We start from the raw sequence: 16,686 nt of genomic DNA, 5'->3' as shown, positions 1-16,686 counted from the left end.
GAGGTAGAAAATGCAGCTAATAGAGATGAAAAATGAGTATAAACAAGCAAAAATGGATTACAGGAATGTAAATAGCAAAATAGCAAAAAAAGGTATTGGCGAAGAGATATACAAGTTGAAACATAAGATCGATGAGGAAGAGCGACGATTAAACAGTAAACTTAAAACAGTAGATATTAATGGTGTTCAATACGAAATCCCAAAGAGCTTCAACTATGTTCCCAATACAGATCGATATACATACGAGGTTAAAGATGACTGCCTTTATCAGTTTAAAAAAATGAGAAGAGATCCAGACGGAAGTTTCCACTCACATCATTATGTTTGGATTCCTCAAGCAGAAAATAAATACGCAGAATTATGCATTAGAACACTGGGTGGAGATAGGTTTGGAGAAAGATACTTCTTGAGAGTTAATTATTACAAGCACCCCTCTGACAACATTTCGTATCTAAGTAAGGACATTAGAACAGATAATTACAACTATAGAGCTTATTATGATTATGTTCTTGCGAAGCTGGGCTTTAAACATAAGAAAGATAGAGATCATACAAATTACCTTGAGTGGGTGACTGATGAGGAAGCAATGCATGTTTAGCAATGAGATAAAGGTTGACGGTAGATTTATAAAGGGGAGGATAGTAAAACAAATAGGATTCCCACATCGACTTATTAGCAAAATCAGCTTAACAAATAACACATGGAGCGCCGAGGATCTCAAAAGTATTGCTGATGAGTTTTATCAAGTATCAAACGAACTGGATAAGCAAATTAAGGGTAAAGATAAATGTAATGAAAATTGTAGATACTGCATTGATAAAATTTCTACTGATAGAGAACCCTTAATGAAGGCTCAGTTAAGTAATTATAGTGTGTTTATTAACAATGTAAATTACTTAGAAGACAGTATTGCTGGGGGAAGTGCACCCCACTCACTTTATGGTGTAAAGATAAACTACTGTCCTGTTTGTGGTAGAAATTTAAAAAGTCTTTGAAATACATACTTTACGTAGAAAAAGGGGATATATATGAACTTCAGTTTTAATTTTGATATTGATGTGTTTGCAGTTTTGGGAATTGTGAGCAGTGCTATTTATGCCTTAATAAAAAAAATGGAAATACGAACACTTGTATTGTCAAATGATATTTAGGTTTTGTCATAATTATCTTAATGATATGAACAATTCATGAGGAGTGATCATAATTAAAATATCAGGTTTGAATATGGATCTTACTCAAAGAGACAAATGGGTTGCAGTTATTGGTCCAAGAAAAGCAAGTTCAGATGAATTAAAGACTGCACATGATTTCGCCTGTAATTTAGTAAGACATGGATACATAGTTGTTTCTGGGTTAGCAGAGGGTATTGATGCAGCCGCTCATAAAGGAGCTATAACTGGAAAAGGGAAGACGGTCGCAATTGTAAACACGCCTATTGAGCAAGATATATATCCATGGAAAAACCGTACCTTTGCTGAAGAAATTAGAAACAATGGATGCATTATTCATCCATACCTTACAAAGTCACTTGAAAGCACTGAGAGAGGATTGAGTCAGTTCTCCAAGCGTTTGATTGAACGTGATCGGCTACTAGCCGCACTGTGTCCAAAAGTCGTTACAGTGAAAAATCAAGGAGTAATTGAGGGTGGTACAAGGTACGGTATGAATTATGGGAAGGTTTATGGTCAAAATGTTTCTAAATTAGACAATGAAATGAATCTTCAAAAAGATCCAGAAATAAAAGAGGGTAAGATTTGGTGGGACATAGAAATGAATATTGAAGATCTAATGAGCAAGTATTTTTGATAAAATTGGGCTTTATAGAAAATTGACTTACACCTAAATTAATAATCTTTATAGGGTGTAAGTCAATTTAGTTAACTGTTAACTGGAACTGGGGAGCTGTTTACTGCTTCTTTTAGAAGTGTCTTCATAATCTCACGATATTGTTCTGCAACATGTTTTCTAATAAAGTCATTAGGTCTGTCACTTCCCCCAGTAGTCACTGTCATTCGTGTTATTTCTACTGTCCAGTTACTATCCTCACCTGCATGAAAGTGAAATTCAATTTCACCTGCTGGGTGAATACTTCCCCAAGGATGGTCAATTAAAACTCCACCGGGGATGGTGTATTTTCAGCACTTGTTTGAGCATCAAAGCCATAAACAACATTCAGTTCGGCTCGATATCCATAGCCATCAAACATGGGGGCCTTTTCGATTTTGCCATCATGGGATTGAAAAGAACTTATTGTCATGCTGCCGGAAGCATTAGTTCTATCTCCAACTCCTAGTGAATTTACGCTTTTATCAATTTCCAAGCCATTTTCTGAAACTCGTTTTCCCACAAAAGTTGATTTTAAATAGTCAACAACGTGATCTGTAATATCAATTATTGCCATTGAAATATTCCTCCTAAATTTTTTTCTTATTTAGAATCCCCTACTTTGTCGAGAATAATCGTAGTTTGATTTGGAAGGTCTTTCATTTCACAAAGAAAGTTAGAAAATACCTGTTGCATAAGGAACGTCTGTTCGGTGTATAATACTAATACAAACAAACGTTCTTAATTTGTATATAGGAGTGATTTTAATGGGTAAAAAAGAGCGGACAATCATGTTAATTGACATGCAGTCGTTTTATGCCAGTGTTGAAAAGGCTAAAATGCCACAATATAAAGACAAACCATTGGCAGTTGCAGGAGATCCAGCAAGACGATCAGGAATAATACTTGCTGCATGTCCTCTAGCTAAAGCAAAAGGCGTGTCAACCGCTGAACCATTATGGCAGTCACTTCAAAAGTGCCCTGAGCTGATTATTGTAAGACCACATATGCAAGAATATATAGAGGTTTCAACACAAATCATGTCCATTATTGAGGAGTTTACTGACTTAGTGGAACCCTATAGCATCGATGAACTTTTCGCGGACGTGACCGGATCTCTACATCTTTTCGGTAATGACCCAATTGATTTAGCAAGGCAGATCCAAGACAAGATATACAATGCTACGGGAGTGTATGCCAGAGCAGGTATCTCGACCAACAAAGTGATGAGTAAACTTTGCTGCGACATGATCGCAAAGAAAATTGAAGGTGGAGTATTCTTCCTTAAAAAAGAAGAACTTCATGATCATATAGGTGATAAGCCTATCCGTGATATGTGGGGTATTGGGTCTAGGATGGAAAAGCACCTGTGGAAAATGGGCATTCGAACAATAAGACAGCTTGCGAATACTCCTCTGTCAAAATTGAGAAGCAAATGGGGCGTAAACGGAGAGGTTATTTGGAGAGTAGCAAATGGACTGGATGACTCTCCTGTAACCATAAATACCCATAGTGTACAAAAGGATATTGGGAACGGTATGACGCTGCCTAGGGATTATACAGAAGCTTGGGAGATTGAAGTAGTCATTCAGGATATATGTACAGAAGTTTGTAGACGTACACGTAAAAAGGGATTAATGGGTAGTGTAGTTACAATGAGTTTATCGGGAGCAGATTTTGATCATCCTACAGGTTTCAGTCGACAAATTAAGTTGCAAGATCCCACCAACATAACAGTTGATGTTTGCAATATAGCTAAGCGTATTTTTCGTCAACACTGGGACGGTCAACCTGTTCGAAGAGTTGGGATATCTCTGTCCAACCTTTCCAATGCTGAGACATATCAACTGTCTTTATTTGATGATCAGGAACAAAAACGTGCGATTGATAAGGTAATGGATGACATCAAGGATCGATTTGGCGACATTGCTATACTACGAGCGAGTTCCATCACCTCTGCTGGTCAAGCAATCGACAGATCAAATAAAATTGGAGGGCACTATAAATGAGTAAAAAACTTGAAGCGAATGGATTGTGGGAATCAAACCGTATGATGTTACCACAGCATAAAGAGAGAATCATTGAGCATCGATCAAGAGATAACGATCTAACTAAGCCTCTTTTACACGAAGACGAGTTAGAAATTATTTACCAAAATATTGGAGTATCATACAGATATACAGAAGAGGCTGAATTTGAAGTGTTTGATTCGAATGCGATAAGACTGGTCTGCGGAATAATTTCAAATATTAATGAAATAGGGAAGAAAATAAGAGTTGAATGGGAAGACAATTACGAGTGGATTGATATACCGAAACTGATTGCGGTTAGATTAAAAGGAGGAGTATTTGAATAATGAAACAAAGTGCTGAAGAGTTGGAGTTGGTGAAAAAATATGCTGAGATGCCGTTATTGTTAGATGTCATAGAGGAAGACAAGAAGAGGATAGATGAGAGCAGTGTCATATTAAAAAAAGAATTAAAATCATATTTGAGTGCATTACAAGATAGAATAACCGCTGATATATATGAGCTGAAGAAAACACTAAGAGACCGTGACATTAAAATTATCGAACAGAAAAGAACTAAAGACAATTTGTTTATTTCCTACTCAATCCGTAAATATCAGCATCAAATGAATCCGCTAATGAGCAGGGTTAGAACAGATGTATTAGTAATGTTAGCGGACTACATGAAAATAGATTTAACTAAAACTTGAATTGATTTGTTACTTGACTTTTAAGAGTAAAAATAATAAAATTAAATTATAAAATAACAAGTGATAAATTGTTAAAAACAAGAGGCACAGTTCTTTTATACATGAGATATGGTGTTGAACAGGATGGTCAAAGGATTATAATGGTAATAAGAGAAAGTAAAATTAGTCTTTCACGGAGAAAGGAGATAGATGTCTTGAAGGTTACTAAGGGAATTATTAAAACATTTGAGCAACATATGGCTGTTAAATTTAAGGAACAGAAACTTCTCTCTGAATTATATGAATGGATGGAAGCACAAGGAATTGATACTAGATCTGAGGACTTTGCTGATGCAATAGCAGTTAGGATCGGAAATAATGAATTTGATTCTGCTGACCAATTCTTTGATGACTTAAAACGCTTCATGGATGGGGAACAGGTCGGATACGGCTAATTTGATAACGAGGAGATGAAATAGCATGATTGGTTTCGATACCGGACACAAAGATGAAAATGGTAAAGCATACATAGTTGGAGCTACAGTTGATTGGATTGACGATGAGACGTTTCCCTGTAGTGCGAAGATTGTTCTAATTGATGGCTGTAAAATCGGAGTAGAGAGTCACGAGGGATTTGTATTTGCATGTGATCTAAAAGATGGCGGATTTATCGTAAGTGACAACGAAGTTGGTATGAAAGAGTAGTTTCATTAAGTATAGTTTTTGCGTATTTGTTCATATAATTAAATATCACACAAAACTAAATTCGAGGAGTGATAGACGTGGACAATATTCGAACTAAAGAAGCTGCGGAAATCAGAAAGCAATGGAAGGAAAAGCACGGAGATGAATCCTGTGATCACCCATACTTATTAAGAGAATACGAAAAAGGGTCATCAACTGGTGATTATGTTTGTGTTAAATGTGGGGAATCAGATTGGGGAGCTCGCTGGAATGAGAAGTAACAGTCCAAATGGGCATAGAAGATTGGAAAGGAGGATTAAAAATGAGTAAAAAAGGTGGAGAAATCCTCGTTGATTTATGGAGTAGAGTTGACCAAGCTGATTATGATTTAATGATTGAAGAAGCTTTTAGACTACTGCCAACAACTGCTCAAAAGAGATTCATAGCAAAACTTTTAGATAATGACCGATGGGATCTTGCTGGAGAACCTAACGAAGAAGAGAAATTTATTTTTCGGAACTTCGTTAATACATAAACTGTTGGTAAAACGAATCTTTCATAAGGATAGGAGAATATAATGAATATTTTCGAAGCATTTAATATGATGAATTTAGGGCACATAGTAAAAGACAGTTATGGGAACTGGTTTAAGAAAGAGGGGAACACACTAGTTGATTCTGAAAATCAAGGCAAGACGTGGTATCCCACAGATGAGTTTCAATTTGGATACATAAATCAAGAATGGGAGCTAGTTGAATAGTTTGAGTTTAAAGGAGTGTTGGCAGTGACAAATGAATTTCTAAAAGATGTTGAAAAAGAGGCAGAAAAAAAAGAGTTAGAGAGATGGGAGTAGATTGGGTGGCAGATGGGTTTACTCCACTACATTCGTATTCGTATGTATATATGCAGGTTTTTACGGAGAAAGCAAAAGATCATGAAAGTAAGTAAGTTTGATTAAAAGAGGAGTTGGTTGAGTTGAACCAATCAATGTCTGAAGAAGAGAAGCAGTATTGGATAAATTATTACGAAGAGAACAAAACGAATAAAGCTGAAGCAAGAAAGTCTGTGGTAGATGTAAATCCAGAAACTATGTGGGAATATGAATATCAAGCCAAGCATTTCAATGGTATTATCATCGCTTCTGACTCCTTAAACAATTTAAAAAAAGAAGTGAAAAATCGGAAATGGCTTTATGCTGACATAACTTGTACCAATGGAAGTTTCTCCTATGGTCAAAGAGTCGTGGATGAATATCATTATGAACCAAGATACAGATGAAATGTGAGTTTGATTAAAAAAGAAAGAAGGTGTCTATTTGAAGTTAAACTGTTCGTGTGGGCAAGAGTCTGAATTCAAAGTTGCAGGAAAGGATTGTTTGTATACAATTCATGGTGAAATAACATTCAATATTCATGAAATTGAGAATTTTTATTTTTCTTTCAATGATTACAATGGAGTATTAACAATCGAGTGTAAGGGTTGTAACAATCAAGCGAATTTATCGGTATAAGTTTTTATAAAATAATACGTTCTTAGAGAAGCGCTGGTCTGTTTGTTGATTTAAAAAGGAGAAGGTGAAATATGGATCAGTCACTGTATGAAGAAATATTGAACGAATTGGAAGAAATCCAAGTGGAATTTATGGATGAGGAAGAATTAATGAGTGAGTATTGTGATGACCATGCCATTGAGGAGATCACTTTAGAGTTAAATAATAAGTATGGAATCAAAATAAATTTAGATTGGCTGAAGATATATTACATGAAGGTAGATGAGTTTATAAAACATGTAATTACGCTTATCGAATCTAAGTAAAATATGACTTTCCTAGAGAAGGGATTGAACAACTTGATTAAACATGGGCTTGGTAATTTGTACGGTCAGTTAAAAGATATGGAAACCAGACTACGTGAATCAGAAAGAAGAATTATTGAATACACCATTGTCAATAAGAATCCTAACAAAGATGTTTCTGACAAATTGATTGAAGATTATAGACAATTAAAAGAAGAGTTCGACTCTTGGATGCTTAAGTGTGTCTATGAGGATGAAAAGTAGTAGGTAAAAATAAATATTTTACATGAAAGAAGGAATCGCTAAATGGTTGGCTATGTAATAAAATACTCAAATGGAGATTACGTAACAAGTATTGATTACTCCTTGGAATTTGATAGAAGTGCTAGATGGCAAGAGGCCGAGATATTTGATGATTTTATTAAAGCAAGTGAATTAGCGGCAACTATTCCTAATTGCTCAGTATTAGTATGGAGTATTTCTGAAGGTCAATGAAACGTACATTTTACAAGGAGGGAGAACGGTATCTATGAAGTTGATATTTAACATACCTAAATGCAGTGATGCAGATTTAAATTCTTTTGTTGATAAACCTTTCATTCATCAAGAACGAGCAATTGGAATAGTAACAAATGTACAAAAACAAAAATTTCATTATGAATTAACTGTACACGTTTGGGATGAGTTTATTGAGTCAGCGCCAAGTTTTTTGAATGGTGAATTTAGTTCGGTGTCATTTGCGTTTAAGTGAAATTTTCCTTTTACATAGAAATGGAGTGATAGCATGCCAGATGTGTCATTAGATTGGTTAAACAAAAATGCAGCTATGTTAGTTAAGAAGCATTGGGGTCTTAAACACATTCCCAAAATTGAAATTGATTTGGAACGAGACAGTTTCGATTGGAAGAGAAATGTTGGATATTATTGCAACGATATTGAAACAATTGTATTCAGTAGCCAAGTGAACAAAAGAAAAAGTGAGAGAGAAATTAAAAAAATACTATTGCATGAACTGGTTCATTGGTACTTACATACAACAGGTCAAAGGTTTCGTGATTCAGATGAAAGGTTTGCTAGAGAACTGATTAGAGTCGGTCTAGGGAAACAACATAATTCTGATGAACAATCTGTATTGGCGGCAAAAGCAGCATGGAAACGGAAAAAAGACGAGCGCTTTGAAATTATCGAGGAAAATGAAGAAGGTATTATAACTGCACGATTAAGACATCACCGGAAAAACGGAGAAGATTTTAAAAGGGATTTGGCGAATACTTTAATACGTGCCCATAATGAACGTGAAGAAGATATCACAATTTATCCGGGTGATATCGCAGATATGATGTGTGAGTGGTATGGTTATAAACTTGAGCCACTTGCAAGAGTAGCAATTAGAATTAGCAGTCGAGGAAGCTATTTAAGTGGTGAGATTGGAGATCGAGACGATATATCTGAGGTTTTGCATCATGAATTAGACATGACATATAGTGAAATAGACTTGAAATTGAAGGATTTTGAAGAGGAAGAGCTAGAGGCAGCGAATGAAGATTCTTGATCAAATCTTTCTTTCATATGGATTTAGGGGGGGACAACTTGCATACAAAGAAAAAGGAAGCATTAACGCAATTAGAGACGATATTTAGTTTACTGCTGAAGGGCTATGATGACATGGCTAAATTTCTCATACAACGGGGAAGTGATAACGATAGAGAAAAAATTAATGATCACATTACTAGGTTAGCTGCTGTGGAAAATGAATTTTCAAAGAATATTCAGATTATCTCCAAAAGCGAGCGAAAGAAAAAAGATACAGTTGTGCTTCCCAAAGATACTCTAGAAAAACTTTATCAATTTGCTTCCGAAGAAATTGAAGTTGAGAATGAAGATGATATTGGATACATAAGAGCACAAAATACTGTCAGAGAAATATTGAGCAAAATCAAATAAAATCATTCTCATAGATAGGAGCATATAGATGGATAATGAAAAGATTGACTATTATATTAAGAAATTATTTGGGGAGGGCATTGTTAAAAGAGCTTACAGTGATAACCTGAATGAGTATCTTGAAAATTATGATCTTATCTATGAAGAAGAAATTAATCTGGCTAAAATTAAAATTACAGTGGAATTAATTAACGGCACTGTTTTAAAGATTGAACGGGACAGTATCTATAAGTCTACGTAAAAGTTTACTTTTACGGGAAAGGAGATTAGCTAAGATGGGTTGGAGCATTGATTTGATCTCAGATAGAAAGATAACAGATAAAGAAGTTGATGAGCTAGTAAACAACCTACCTCAAGAGCTGTCATTTACTTTGGGAAACAGCAAGCAACCATGGGGGTGGTCGACAGCGGTAGATATATCAATTAAAGATGATAATATTGTGTGGTTAAGTGGATCATATGGTATGTCGGGTAAAATAGCAGAAGAATTTGCAGCACATATGAAAAATGAGTTAGAGAAATTGGGTCACGATATAGCTATTAATTATAGATGGTAGACTAATAGAAAGGAGGTTGTTTAATGCAACATTACCATTTATTTAAGAAACTTAAAGCTGATTCTTGGGATTGGCTCAGCGATGAAGATGATGAATTATGGGAAGAAATTAGAAAAGAGTTCGACAACGACAAGTGGAAGCCAGTCATGGAGCTTCTGGTCAATCAGAATATGAGTAGAGGGAATAAGGCTTTAATTACCAAAACTTCATACAAACTAGCCAAGAGGATTAAAGAGGAACAAGACGTAGATGTTTTCCCTGCAATCGTTAAGATTGACTACGGCTCAATGGCAAAGATGGAACGTTTCGGATGGAAAATGTATTCAATCTTTGGCGATCATATGAGAAACGTTTATTCAAATTGGTCTCCCAAAGATTTATTGCCTAAGAAATATGAAATTGAATCAGAAGTATTTGGAGCTCTTGATTTGGAGTTACATAGAAACTTGAAGATTAAAGACAAAAAGTAGGGGGTGGCTGGTTTGAATGACGATAAAAAGCTATACAAAAAAGCTATAGAGCGTATCGACGAACTTGTAGATGAAGTATTGCAGACATGTAATGAAGTGGCTGACGAAAATCATTACGACCGAGATTGGGTTTTAGATCGGTTCAGAGCGCATTTCAACAGAGCAAGAAAAGAATCGGTTTAGTACGTTAAAGAAGAACTCTATAAAAGGTTGATATCATATAGAAATGAGGATGAAAAATGGAAGTTAAAAGTCATAAAAGATGGGCCGAGATTAAAGAATCACTCAATTATGCTTCGGAAGTTAGGAAAAAGATGATCTCACTGTCTGCCAAACTAACCGTAGCCATACTGAGAAAGCAGGAAGACGAGGGAATTAGTAACAAGGATCTTGCCCTGAAAGCTCAGGTTAGTGAGGTATCCATTATTAAATTGACTGAGAATGATAATGTTCCTAGTATCGAAGTATTGATTAAGTTAATGCTAGCATTGGATATAGAGCTAGAGATTAATTTAAATACACAAAAATAATACTTGAAGAATAAAAATATGTATGGTAACATAAATTTAAAGGAGGAATTAAATACATATATGAACTTAAAAACAATCAAACGAAAACTGCAAGATGCACACAGAGACTTTATTGGTTCTATTGATGATGAGTCAATTGTAAAGCTTGTCAATGAAAATTCATTTATTACTGGAGGAGCTATTGTATCGCTATTACTCGATGAGGAACCAAATGATTATGATTACTACTTCATGGATAAAGAATCATGCAAGAAGGTAGCAGAATACTACACTAAAAAATTTAATAAGAGAACTAATAATCACTACGATGTTAAGGTCGAAGAGAAAGAAGATAGAATTAGGGTTATTGTCCCAAGTGCGGGAGTAGCAGGAGCGAAATACAAAGAAGGATATCTTCCAGTCTTCGTATCTTCTAATGCAATCACTCTTTCGGATGATGTTCAATTAGTAAATAGATTCTATGGAAACCCTGAAGAAATTCATAAGAATTATGATTACGTTCATTGCACATGTTACTTCATCCCAAGCAAGAATGAGTTAGTTTTGCCACAGAAAGCACTTGAGTCGATTGTCACTAAGGAATTAAAATATGTGGGATCTAAGTATCCATTAGCATCAGTAATTAGATCGAGAAAATACATACAGCGTGGATGGAATATCAATGCAGGACAATACTTAAAAATGATTTTACAATGCGGAGAATTGAATCTAAATGATGAGACTGTACTAGAAGAGCAGTTAACCGGAGTGGACTTAACATTATTCAAAGACATTATAGAGCAAGTTAAAATTAATTCTGCAAAGCCCGACTTTGTGATCAGTACGGAATGGATATCTGAAGTAATTGATTCAGTTTTTGATGGAGAGGGAGTTCCATCGGAAGATGATGAAGAGTAAGTAAAAGTACAGTTTCATCAAAATATTGATGTAGTAAATGAGAGATATCGAGAGGTTGAGCGAGTATGGTGAAGGTATCTATGGATGACAATATGAAATTATTTCTGGAGAAGTTAAATCAGATCACAGAAGACACTGGAATCTACATCAAAGTATATGATGACCAAGGGTATTGTCCAACTTTAGGTCAAATTGATAATCCAGATGAGGAAAGTGATACATGGATTAGCTATGACATTGATAAAAAAGAATATAGAGTGGTAGTTGGCAACCCATATAATTAATCAATAGAGAAATGGAGGCTTGAAGTAGATGATTTATGATGTAGCCAAAGGTCAAAGATTTAAGCATTATAAAGGTGGGACTTATCAGTTTGTATGTTTTGCAACGCACACTGAGCAGGAAGAAGGTCTAGTTATTTACACAGATGAGAATAATCAAGTATGGGCAAGACCCATAGATATGTTCTTTGGATACACAGTAGAAGGAACAAAGCGATTTGTAGAAATAAATGAATGGGAAGAAAATGAATAAATAAAGATTGGATTGATTGTAAGTGGAAGTAGAGTTTAAAACAGTAGATGATATATTAAAACACTATAATAATAAAGATAAAGAAAGTAAGGATTCAGAAGCTATGGAGAAGAATAAGTAAGTATAGTGTATAAAACGATACATATATTACCGCTAAAACTTCAAACACCTGTTTGATATACTTAAATGGGTGATAATATGTTTACTTCTCCAATGCTACTATACAAAGCACCAAATAACTTACCATTCGATAGTGATTTGCACCTAACAGAGCTTAAACTTGATGGCATACGAATCATTGTCGACTATAGAGATAAGGTCAAAATCTATACCAGACACAACAATGACGTTACAGCCAAGTTTCCTGAGTTGGTTGAAAACATCCCAATACAAAAAGGGACAACGCTTGATGGAGAACTGATTGTAACTGACTCGGACGGTAAGCCGAACTTTGAATTTGTGATGGAACGGTTCATGTCTAGGAAGAGTAGGCACAAAGTTACTTTCTGTGCTTTCGATATTATAAATCATAATGGTGAAAGTGTAACATCTAAACCACTTATGGAGCGCAAAGAGATACTGTCTAATGCCTTCACAGACAATGATTACTATGCAAAGTCGATCTTTATAAGAGGAAATGGAATTGAGTATTTTAATCTAGCCAAGCAGCAAAAGCTTGAAGGGGTAGTTTTAAAGGATATACGCTCAAAATATGAGATCGATAAGCGTTCTGATAAATGGTTGAAGGTAATTGCCTATGAGATTGGTGAGTACTACATTGCTGGATATAAGAAGAATGAGTTTGGATGGCTTTTGTCTGATGGTAAACGAATAATAGGAGTTATGAGTTTAGCTGTAGGAGCAAAAGAACGCAAAGCGGGATACAAGGTATTCCAACAACTTAAGAAAAGCGAAACTGAGGATACAGTCTACATTGATCCTGTTATCAAGTGTGTAGTCAAGCATAGAGGATACACCAAAAACAAGTTGTTAAGATTGCCTGAGTTCGAGAGTTTTGTATTCTAAGGAGGTGATTAAACTGGCTAGACCAGTTAAGTGTCCTATCTGCGCCCAGTATGGTCAGAAGGAAGATATGAAATATGGGGAAGATAAGAGATATTACCATGTTGAGTATTGTCATAGTAAGTATTTGAAAGGCAAAGAGTTTAAAGCCAAGGAGCGTCTTGAAATGGATCAGTTGGCAAATACGATAGCGAGAATCCATAAATTAAAGACTGTTAGCACAATACCGAATACCTTCTACCCATACATTCAAGAACTAAGGAATGATTCTGTGTTGTTTGGTAGGATCAGTAAGCGTTACAAACAAGGAATCACATATCAAACAATTGAAAATACATATGAGTACTGCTCTGAGAAAATTGAATGGGCTAAAGGTAATAAAGAGTTTAAGAATTTAATGAGTGAACTTAAATATTGCTTCGCTATTGTTAGAAATAATATTGAAAACTGCTTAAGAGATGAAAGTAAATCATCAAAACAGAAAGCAGAAACAGAGATATTAATGAACCATGTAGATTCAATGAGAGATGTAAACAAGGTCATTAGCAATGCTCAAAATAAGAAAATTAATGATAGCAAAGACGCTCTAGATATTACTACATTGTTTGATTAATTAAGGCGGTGAGATTATTTCTGAAGAAGTATCAAAGATTGAGGATTTAGCAACCGAGATGTTGATTGTTGGTAGTATGTATTTAAATCCAGATTTATTCCTAGATTATAGTGAGTTAATCAAATCGAATTATGACTTCAACCAAGCATCCAATAAATTTCTTTATGACTCACTTATGGATCTCTATAGCCAACACGCTGGTACTGAAATAAATGAAGTTAAGATCAATATCTACATGAATTCAGATCCAGATAGGAAAGCAAAATACGATTATCTAAAAGGTTACAAGTGTATAGATAGGTTGATGAAGCTTGTAGATTTGGATGATTTTACAGTCTACTATGAAAAACTTAAAAAGTATTCTCTACTTAGGGAGTTTGAAAGGAAAGGTTTCCCTGTACAAAAACTAATGGGAAGAAAAGATTTTGATAAGATTGGAACAGAAGAGATTATCAAGGGAATGGAATACCAGATCAACACCATTGGAACTATTGTAGGTGGAGTTGAAGATAGTATTATACTTGGTCACAATATGCCTGATAAGATAGAAGAGTGGAAATTGACTCCTGATGTTGGCATACCTGTACCATTCGAGATCATCAATGGTTTGATTAGGGGGCTTAGGGGCAAGAAATTTAATTTATTTGGGATGCACAGTGGATGTGGCAAGAGTAGAACTACTAGTAAAATTGCTTGTTATTTGGGCATTAAGCTCCAAATACCCGTATTAGTTCTGGTCAACGAACAGGACGAAGCGGAATGGCTGGGAATGCAAATTAGTTGTGTGCTTAACAATCCTGAGTTCGGTTTTGATGTTCAAATGAAACGAAGAGGGATTGACGGTATTGATGAAACAAAAATTGTAACAGGAACATTGAATGAAAATGAAGAAGCAATTGTAAAAGAAGCAGCACAATACATAAAAGCAAACAGTAAGATCTATTTCTTGGAATTGAATAAATACGATGAAAACACTCTTAAAAGACAAATCAAACGTCATAAATTGAGAAATTGCCAGTTGATTATTTATGACACGATGAAAGCACCAGATCATGACTGGATGACATTTGTAAGAACAGCGGACATGTTGAAAGAAGTTGCAATTACTGAAGATATCCCTGTTTGGTCGACCTTTCAATTGACAGACGATAGTTTGTTTAACGATATGCTGACTAGTCAAGCTATTGCAAACGGCAAGCACATCAAACACGTTGCAGACTCATTAATGATGGCAAAGCCAATTTCACGAGATCAGTATGATAAATTCGTGATTTATAATCCAAATGACCCGTTTATTGGAGAGTCTACGACACAATTAGAAATGCATATCAACTATTACATGGTAGTAATTGATAAGAACCGGGGTGGCAAAGACAAGGATATTCTCTGCTTTGAAGTAGACAAAGGGAAGAATTTATGGATTGAAAAAGGATATTTGGTTCCATCACAAGGTGAGAAAGAGCTCAAGCAACTCAAGAAAGAAAACAAAAAGCTTAAGACAGAAAAAGAAGTTGCCAATTTACGTAAGGCCTTAAACAAAGAGTAATACGAGAGGTGATATAAAATTGATGCCCAAACTTTAAAGGAAAACATAATACGAGACAATAAAGTTGCTGATATTTTAATCTCTCTTGGGTGTCATATCAACGATAGAATGTCAGATCATAATGAAATACGCTCTACAAGGCCGGGAGGAAATAATCCAACAAGTTTGCAAGTGTTTAGGGACAATTTGTTGGTGAATTGTTATAGTAGCCCCCTACCAAAACCAGCAGATATAATAACTCTTGTGCAACACTATAAAGATATTTCATTTTCAAAAGCAATGTATTATATCTGTGATGTATGTGGATACAGCTATTACTCAGATTATAAGAATGTTAAAGAAGAGACAGATCCTATTCTTTCGTTTCTTGATTCAATTGAGCCTAAAACGGAAATTAAAGATGAAGTCCCTCTTCGTAAGATCGATGAATCAGTTTTGAATATGTACATATCAATGCCAAATTGGAAGTTCTTAGAGGAGGGGATATCATGCGAAGCACAAAAACTATTTGAAGTAGGCTACTCTCTTAATGACAACTGTATAACCATACCTGTTAGGGACGATCTTGGCTCTCTAGTAGGAGTAAAGGGAAGGACAACTCTTGATTACGAGAAGTTGAAAATCTCAAAGTATTGGTATCCTGTACCTACACCCAAGAGCTTAATCTTATATGGACTGGATAAGACTTATGAGCATATTAAGTCTACTGGACGCGTGTATGTGTTTGAGGCTGAAAAAAGTGTCCAGAAGGCATGGAGCTATGGAATTAAAAATAGTATCAGTATAGGTGGGCATGAACTAAGTGAAACTCAAGTACTAAAACTGGAACGTTTGGGCGTAGAGATTGTATTGGCATTTGATAACAACGTAACAAGTGATGAGATCAAAGACGAAGCTAGAAAGTTTGTATTACGCGATAATATATACTGTTTATTTGCTATTAAAAATACAGGTGTAATGGGAGAGAAAGATGCTCCTATAGACCACGGCATTGAATTTTTCACGAAAATGGTACATGAAGACAAATACAAAATAAGAGTATAATTAGGAGATTTTCAATGTTTACTGTGAAGCAGCTTGAAGAACTTAGCTTTCTATCTTGGTGGGATCTGGAGTGTCCACCCTTAAAGTTTTTAGTGAGTGATTGGAAAGAAGTCAATGGATTGAATGATGAGGCTATTGAAGCGATGATGAATATTTTGACTGATGTATAAGCAGATAAAATATAGTTTTCACTAAGACATTTTAAGAGTAAAAATACATATTGACATAGTGAAAAATGATAGTATAATAACAATATAAGACTGAAAGGGATGGTCGAATGTATGAGCAGAGGATGGACGTATCTGATCTTACGCCCACACAAAATGAGGAGGAAGCCACCCATGTCAAAATACTAGCCTGCATAAGAAATGTACCAGTCACTATCGGGGGAATGTACAAGCTTTACATTATGAAGTATGACGATTGTGCAGCAGTTGAAGAAGAAATATACATATTGGATGACAACGGAGATGAGAACTTTTCATTTTGGATCTGCTGCAAAAAAGAGTTTTACAAGTAGCCCAATGAT

The 16,686-nt window shown here is 35.2% G+C and carries 33 protein-coding genes; 32 read left to right on the top strand and 1 reads right to left on the bottom strand.

Annotated features, from left to right (window positions below):
• Positions 1 to 10 precede the first annotated feature (10 nt).
• The 3 genes from ACFVQB_RS14410 (at position 11) to ACFVQB_RS14400 (ending at position 1,806) form a co-directional block, all read left to right on the top strand.
• Positions 11 to 598, top strand: coding sequence for a hypothetical protein (locus tag ACFVQB_RS14410; protein WP_379440106.1), 588 nt, complete (start codon positions 11 to 13; stop codon positions 596 to 598).
• On the top strand, positions 591 to 995 hold the full coding sequence (locus ACFVQB_RS14405; RefSeq protein ID WP_379440103.1) for a hypothetical protein: 405 nt from the start codon (positions 591 to 593) through the stop codon (positions 993 to 995). The genes ACFVQB_RS14410 and ACFVQB_RS14405 overlap by 8 nt, the downstream gene beginning before the upstream one ends.
• A gap of 199 nt (positions 996 to 1,194) precedes the next feature.
• A complete protein-coding gene (locus ACFVQB_RS14400) occupies positions 1,195 to 1,806 on the top strand; it encodes a DNA-processing protein DprA (RefSeq protein WP_379440101.1) in 612 nt (203 codons plus the stop codon).
• Positions 1,807 to 2,107: 301 nt separating this feature from the next.
• On the opposite strand, the gene ACFVQB_RS14395 is transcribed toward ACFVQB_RS14400, so the two are convergent.
• Positions 2,108 to 2,401 (bottom strand): hypothetical protein, encoded by a 294-nt coding sequence (locus ACFVQB_RS14395; protein WP_379440098.1) that lies wholly within the window; start codon positions 2,399 to 2,401, stop codon positions 2,108 to 2,110.
• Between the two features lie 190 nt (positions 2,402 to 2,591).
• On the opposite strand from ACFVQB_RS14395, the gene ACFVQB_RS14390 reads away from it, so the two are divergent.
• The 29 genes from ACFVQB_RS14390 to ACFVQB_RS14250 all read left to right on the top strand — a co-directional run bounded on the left by ACFVQB_RS14390 (position 2,592) and on the right by ACFVQB_RS14250 (position 16,677).
• Positions 2,592 to 3,833, top strand: a complete 1,242-nt coding sequence (locus ACFVQB_RS14390) for a DNA polymerase IV (RefSeq protein WP_379440095.1) — start codon at positions 2,592 to 2,594, stop codon at positions 3,831 to 3,833.
• Positions 3,830 to 4,180 carry a YolD-like family protein gene (locus tag ACFVQB_RS14385; RefSeq protein WP_379440092.1) on the top strand — a complete coding sequence of 117 codons (351 nt, stop codon included), beginning with the start codon at positions 3,830 to 3,832 and terminating at the stop codon, positions 4,178 to 4,180. The genes ACFVQB_RS14390 and ACFVQB_RS14385 overlap by 4 nt, the downstream gene beginning before the upstream one ends.
• Positions 4,180 to 4,542: a YhjD family protein gene (locus ACFVQB_RS14380; protein ID WP_379440090.1), complete on the top strand. Its 363-nt coding sequence runs from the start codon at positions 4,180 to 4,182 to the stop codon at positions 4,540 to 4,542. The genes ACFVQB_RS14385 and ACFVQB_RS14380 overlap by 1 nt, the downstream gene beginning before the upstream one ends.
• 194 nt (positions 4,543 to 4,736) lie before the next feature.
• Positions 4,737 to 4,976, top strand: coding sequence for a hypothetical protein (locus tag ACFVQB_RS14375; protein WP_379440086.1), 240 nt, complete (start codon positions 4,737 to 4,739; stop codon positions 4,974 to 4,976).
• 25 nt (positions 4,977 to 5,001) lie between these two features.
• A complete protein-coding gene (locus ACFVQB_RS14370; protein WP_379440084.1) occupies positions 5,002 to 5,226 on the top strand; it encodes a hypothetical protein in 225 nt (74 codons plus the stop codon).
• Between the two features lie 77 nt (positions 5,227 to 5,303).
• The gene (locus tag ACFVQB_RS14365; protein WP_379440081.1) at positions 5,304 to 5,486 is read left to right on the top strand and encodes a hypothetical protein; all 183 of its coding nucleotides are present in this window, start codon (positions 5,304 to 5,306) and stop codon (positions 5,484 to 5,486) included.
• Positions 5,487 to 5,527: 41 nt separating this feature from the next.
• Positions 5,528 to 5,740, top strand: coding sequence for a hypothetical protein (locus tag ACFVQB_RS14360; RefSeq protein ID WP_379440078.1), 213 nt, complete (start codon positions 5,528 to 5,530; stop codon positions 5,738 to 5,740).
• Positions 5,741 to 5,782: 42 nt separating this feature from the next.
• Positions 5,783 to 5,965 (top strand): hypothetical protein, encoded by a 183-nt coding sequence (locus ACFVQB_RS14355; protein WP_379440075.1) that lies wholly within the window; start codon positions 5,783 to 5,785, stop codon positions 5,963 to 5,965.
• A gap of 215 nt (positions 5,966 to 6,180) precedes the next feature.
• A complete protein-coding gene (locus ACFVQB_RS14350; RefSeq protein WP_379440072.1) occupies positions 6,181 to 6,483 on the top strand; it encodes a hypothetical protein in 303 nt (100 codons plus the stop codon).
• 303 nt (positions 6,484 to 6,786) lie between these two features.
• Positions 6,787 to 7,020 carry a hypothetical protein gene (locus ACFVQB_RS14345; protein ID WP_379440070.1) on the top strand — a complete coding sequence of 78 codons (234 nt, stop codon included), beginning with the start codon at positions 6,787 to 6,789 and terminating at the stop codon, positions 7,018 to 7,020.
• 33 nt (positions 7,021 to 7,053) lie between these two features.
• The gene (locus ACFVQB_RS14340) at positions 7,054 to 7,263 is read left to right on the top strand and encodes a hypothetical protein (RefSeq protein ID WP_379440068.1); all 210 of its coding nucleotides are present in this window, start codon (positions 7,054 to 7,056) and stop codon (positions 7,261 to 7,263) included.
• A 42-nt stretch (positions 7,264 to 7,305) separates the two neighbouring features.
• Complete coding sequence (locus tag ACFVQB_RS14335; protein WP_379440065.1) at positions 7,306 to 7,494, top strand: hypothetical protein; 189 nt, start codon at positions 7,306 to 7,308, stop codon at positions 7,492 to 7,494.
• 34 nt (positions 7,495 to 7,528) lie between these two features.
• Positions 7,529 to 7,750 (top strand): hypothetical protein, encoded by a 222-nt coding sequence (locus ACFVQB_RS14330; RefSeq protein WP_379440063.1) that lies wholly within the window; start codon positions 7,529 to 7,531, stop codon positions 7,748 to 7,750.
• A gap of 33 nt (positions 7,751 to 7,783) precedes the next feature.
• Positions 7,784 to 8,551 carry a SprT-like domain-containing protein gene (locus ACFVQB_RS14325; RefSeq protein ID WP_379440060.1) on the top strand — a complete coding sequence of 256 codons (768 nt, stop codon included), beginning with the start codon at positions 7,784 to 7,786 and terminating at the stop codon, positions 8,549 to 8,551.
• Between the two features lie 38 nt (positions 8,552 to 8,589).
• Positions 8,590 to 8,943, top strand: a complete 354-nt coding sequence (locus ACFVQB_RS14320; protein WP_379440057.1) for a hypothetical protein — start codon at positions 8,590 to 8,592, stop codon at positions 8,941 to 8,943.
• 28 nt (positions 8,944 to 8,971) lie between these two features.
• Positions 8,972 to 9,184, top strand: coding sequence for a hypothetical protein (locus ACFVQB_RS14315; protein WP_379440055.1), 213 nt, complete (start codon positions 8,972 to 8,974; stop codon positions 9,182 to 9,184).
• A gap of 34 nt (positions 9,185 to 9,218) precedes the next feature.
• Positions 9,219 to 9,500, top strand: a complete 282-nt coding sequence (locus ACFVQB_RS14310; RefSeq protein WP_379440052.1) for a hypothetical protein — start codon at positions 9,219 to 9,221, stop codon at positions 9,498 to 9,500.
• Positions 9,501 to 9,523: 23 nt separating this feature from the next.
• Complete coding sequence (locus tag ACFVQB_RS14305; RefSeq protein ID WP_379440050.1) at positions 9,524 to 9,970, top strand: hypothetical protein; 447 nt, start codon at positions 9,524 to 9,526, stop codon at positions 9,968 to 9,970.
• A gap of 12 nt (positions 9,971 to 9,982) precedes the next feature.
• Positions 9,983 to 10,153, top strand: a complete 171-nt coding sequence (locus tag ACFVQB_RS14300; RefSeq protein WP_379440047.1) for a hypothetical protein — start codon at positions 9,983 to 9,985, stop codon at positions 10,151 to 10,153.
• Between the two features lie 56 nt (positions 10,154 to 10,209).
• Complete coding sequence (locus ACFVQB_RS14295) at positions 10,210 to 10,500, top strand: helix-turn-helix domain-containing protein (RefSeq protein WP_379440044.1); 291 nt, start codon at positions 10,210 to 10,212, stop codon at positions 10,498 to 10,500.
• A 60-nt stretch (positions 10,501 to 10,560) separates the two neighbouring features.
• Positions 10,561 to 11,397, top strand: coding sequence for a Gabija anti-defense Gad2 family protein (locus tag ACFVQB_RS14290; protein WP_379440041.1), 837 nt, complete (start codon positions 10,561 to 10,563; stop codon positions 11,395 to 11,397).
• Between the two features lie 65 nt (positions 11,398 to 11,462).
• Positions 11,463 to 11,681, top strand: coding sequence for a hypothetical protein (locus ACFVQB_RS14285; protein ID WP_379440038.1), 219 nt, complete (start codon positions 11,463 to 11,465; stop codon positions 11,679 to 11,681).
• Positions 11,682 to 11,709: 28 nt separating this feature from the next.
• The gene (locus ACFVQB_RS14280) at positions 11,710 to 11,931 is read left to right on the top strand and encodes a DUF1653 domain-containing protein (RefSeq protein ID WP_379440035.1); all 222 of its coding nucleotides are present in this window, start codon (positions 11,710 to 11,712) and stop codon (positions 11,929 to 11,931) included.
• 186 nt (positions 11,932 to 12,117) lie between these two features.
• Entirely contained in the window at positions 12,118 to 12,957 is an 840-nt protein-coding gene (locus ACFVQB_RS14275; protein ID WP_379440033.1) for an ATP-dependent DNA ligase, read from the top strand.
• A gap of 67 nt (positions 12,958 to 13,024) precedes the next feature.
• Entirely contained in the window at positions 13,025 to 13,567 is a 543-nt protein-coding gene (locus tag ACFVQB_RS14270) for a hypothetical protein (RefSeq protein ID WP_379440030.1), read from the top strand.
• 58 nt (positions 13,568 to 13,625) lie between these two features.
• Positions 13,626 to 15,113 carry a hypothetical protein gene (locus tag ACFVQB_RS14265; protein ID WP_379440027.1) on the top strand — a complete coding sequence of 496 codons (1,488 nt, stop codon included), beginning with the start codon at positions 13,626 to 13,628 and terminating at the stop codon, positions 15,111 to 15,113.
• Between the two features lie 192 nt (positions 15,114 to 15,305).
• Entirely contained in the window at positions 15,306 to 16,157 is an 852-nt protein-coding gene (locus tag ACFVQB_RS14260; protein WP_379440025.1) for a hypothetical protein, read from the top strand.
• 14 nt (positions 16,158 to 16,171) lie between these two features.
• The gene (locus tag ACFVQB_RS14255) at positions 16,172 to 16,327 is read left to right on the top strand and encodes a hypothetical protein (protein WP_379440023.1); all 156 of its coding nucleotides are present in this window, start codon (positions 16,172 to 16,174) and stop codon (positions 16,325 to 16,327) included.
• Positions 16,328 to 16,434: 107 nt separating this feature from the next.
• A complete protein-coding gene (locus tag ACFVQB_RS14250; protein WP_379440021.1) occupies positions 16,435 to 16,677 on the top strand; it encodes a hypothetical protein in 243 nt (80 codons plus the stop codon).
• Positions 16,678 to 16,686: the final 9 nt, after the last annotated feature.

It is taken from the genome of Paenibacillus sp. NPDC057886 (genome assembly GCF_042796655.1).
In the GTDB taxonomy this organism is placed as follows: Bacteria; Bacillota; Bacilli; order Paenibacillales; family Paenibacillaceae; genus Paenibacillus.
Note: the sequence above shows the minus strand (reverse complement) of the source record. Positions and strands in the feature narration are given on the sequence as shown.

What these genes read in the sequence shown, in the direction of transcription:
- ACFVQB_RS14410 (WP_379440106.1), top strand. Translation starts at nt 11, where the DNA reads ATGCAGCTAATAGAGATGAAAAATGAGTATAAACAAGCAAAAATGGAT.
- ACFVQB_RS14405 (WP_379440103.1), top strand. Translation starts at nt 591, where the DNA reads ATGTTTAGCAATGAGATAAAGGTTGACGGTAGATTTATAAAGGGGAGG.
- ACFVQB_RS14395 (WP_379440098.1), bottom strand. Translation starts at nt 2,401, where the DNA reads ATGGCAATAATTGATATTACAGATCACGTTGTTGACTATTTAAAATCA.
- ACFVQB_RS14390 (WP_379440095.1), top strand. Translation starts at nt 2,592, where the DNA reads ATGGGTAAAAAAGAGCGGACAATCATGTTAATTGACATGCAGTCGTTT.
- ACFVQB_RS14385 (WP_379440092.1), top strand. Translation starts at nt 3,830, where the DNA reads ATGAGTAAAAAACTTGAAGCGAATGGATTGTGGGAATCAAACCGTATG.
- ACFVQB_RS14380 (WP_379440090.1), top strand. Translation starts at nt 4,180, where the DNA reads ATGAAACAAAGTGCTGAAGAGTTGGAGTTGGTGAAAAAATATGCTGAG.
- ACFVQB_RS14370 (WP_379440084.1), top strand. Translation starts at nt 5,002, where the DNA reads ATGATTGGTTTCGATACCGGACACAAAGATGAAAATGGTAAAGCATAC.
- ACFVQB_RS14360 (WP_379440078.1), top strand. Translation starts at nt 5,528, where the DNA reads ATGAGTAAAAAAGGTGGAGAAATCCTCGTTGATTTATGGAGTAGAGTT.
- ACFVQB_RS14355 (WP_379440075.1), top strand. Translation starts at nt 5,783, where the DNA reads ATGAATATTTTCGAAGCATTTAATATGATGAATTTAGGGCACATAGTA.
- ACFVQB_RS14345 (WP_379440070.1), top strand. Translation starts at nt 6,787, where the DNA reads ATGGATCAGTCACTGTATGAAGAAATATTGAACGAATTGGAAGAAATC.
- ACFVQB_RS14335 (WP_379440065.1), top strand. Translation starts at nt 7,306, where the DNA reads ATGGTTGGCTATGTAATAAAATACTCAAATGGAGATTACGTAACAAGT.
- ACFVQB_RS14330 (WP_379440063.1), top strand. Translation starts at nt 7,529, where the DNA reads ATGAAGTTGATATTTAACATACCTAAATGCAGTGATGCAGATTTAAAT.
- ACFVQB_RS14325 (WP_379440060.1), top strand. Translation starts at nt 7,784, where the DNA reads ATGCCAGATGTGTCATTAGATTGGTTAAACAAAAATGCAGCTATGTTA.
- ACFVQB_RS14315 (WP_379440055.1), top strand. Translation starts at nt 8,972, where the DNA reads ATGGATAATGAAAAGATTGACTATTATATTAAGAAATTATTTGGGGAG.
- ACFVQB_RS14310 (WP_379440052.1), top strand. Translation starts at nt 9,219, where the DNA reads ATGGGTTGGAGCATTGATTTGATCTCAGATAGAAAGATAACAGATAAA.
- ACFVQB_RS14305 (WP_379440050.1), top strand. Translation starts at nt 9,524, where the DNA reads ATGCAACATTACCATTTATTTAAGAAACTTAAAGCTGATTCTTGGGAT.
- ACFVQB_RS14295 (WP_379440044.1), top strand. Translation starts at nt 10,210, where the DNA reads ATGGAAGTTAAAAGTCATAAAAGATGGGCCGAGATTAAAGAATCACTC.
- ACFVQB_RS14290 (WP_379440041.1), top strand. Translation starts at nt 10,561, where the DNA reads ATGAACTTAAAAACAATCAAACGAAAACTGCAAGATGCACACAGAGAC.
- ACFVQB_RS14285 (WP_379440038.1), top strand. Translation starts at nt 11,463, where the DNA reads ATGGTGAAGGTATCTATGGATGACAATATGAAATTATTTCTGGAGAAG.
- ACFVQB_RS14280 (WP_379440035.1), top strand. Translation starts at nt 11,710, where the DNA reads ATGATTTATGATGTAGCCAAAGGTCAAAGATTTAAGCATTATAAAGGT.
- ACFVQB_RS14275 (WP_379440033.1), top strand. Translation starts at nt 12,118, where the DNA reads ATGGGTGATAATATGTTTACTTCTCCAATGCTACTATACAAAGCACCA.
- ACFVQB_RS14270 (WP_379440030.1), top strand. Translation starts at nt 13,025, where the DNA reads ATGAAATATGGGGAAGATAAGAGATATTACCATGTTGAGTATTGTCAT.
- ACFVQB_RS14265 (WP_379440027.1), top strand. Translation starts at nt 13,626, where the DNA reads ATGTTGATTGTTGGTAGTATGTATTTAAATCCAGATTTATTCCTAGAT.
- ACFVQB_RS14255 (WP_379440023.1), top strand. Translation starts at nt 16,172, where the DNA reads ATGTTTACTGTGAAGCAGCTTGAAGAACTTAGCTTTCTATCTTGGTGG.
- ACFVQB_RS14250 (WP_379440021.1), top strand. Translation starts at nt 16,435, where the DNA reads ATGTATGAGCAGAGGATGGACGTATCTGATCTTACGCCCACACAAAAT.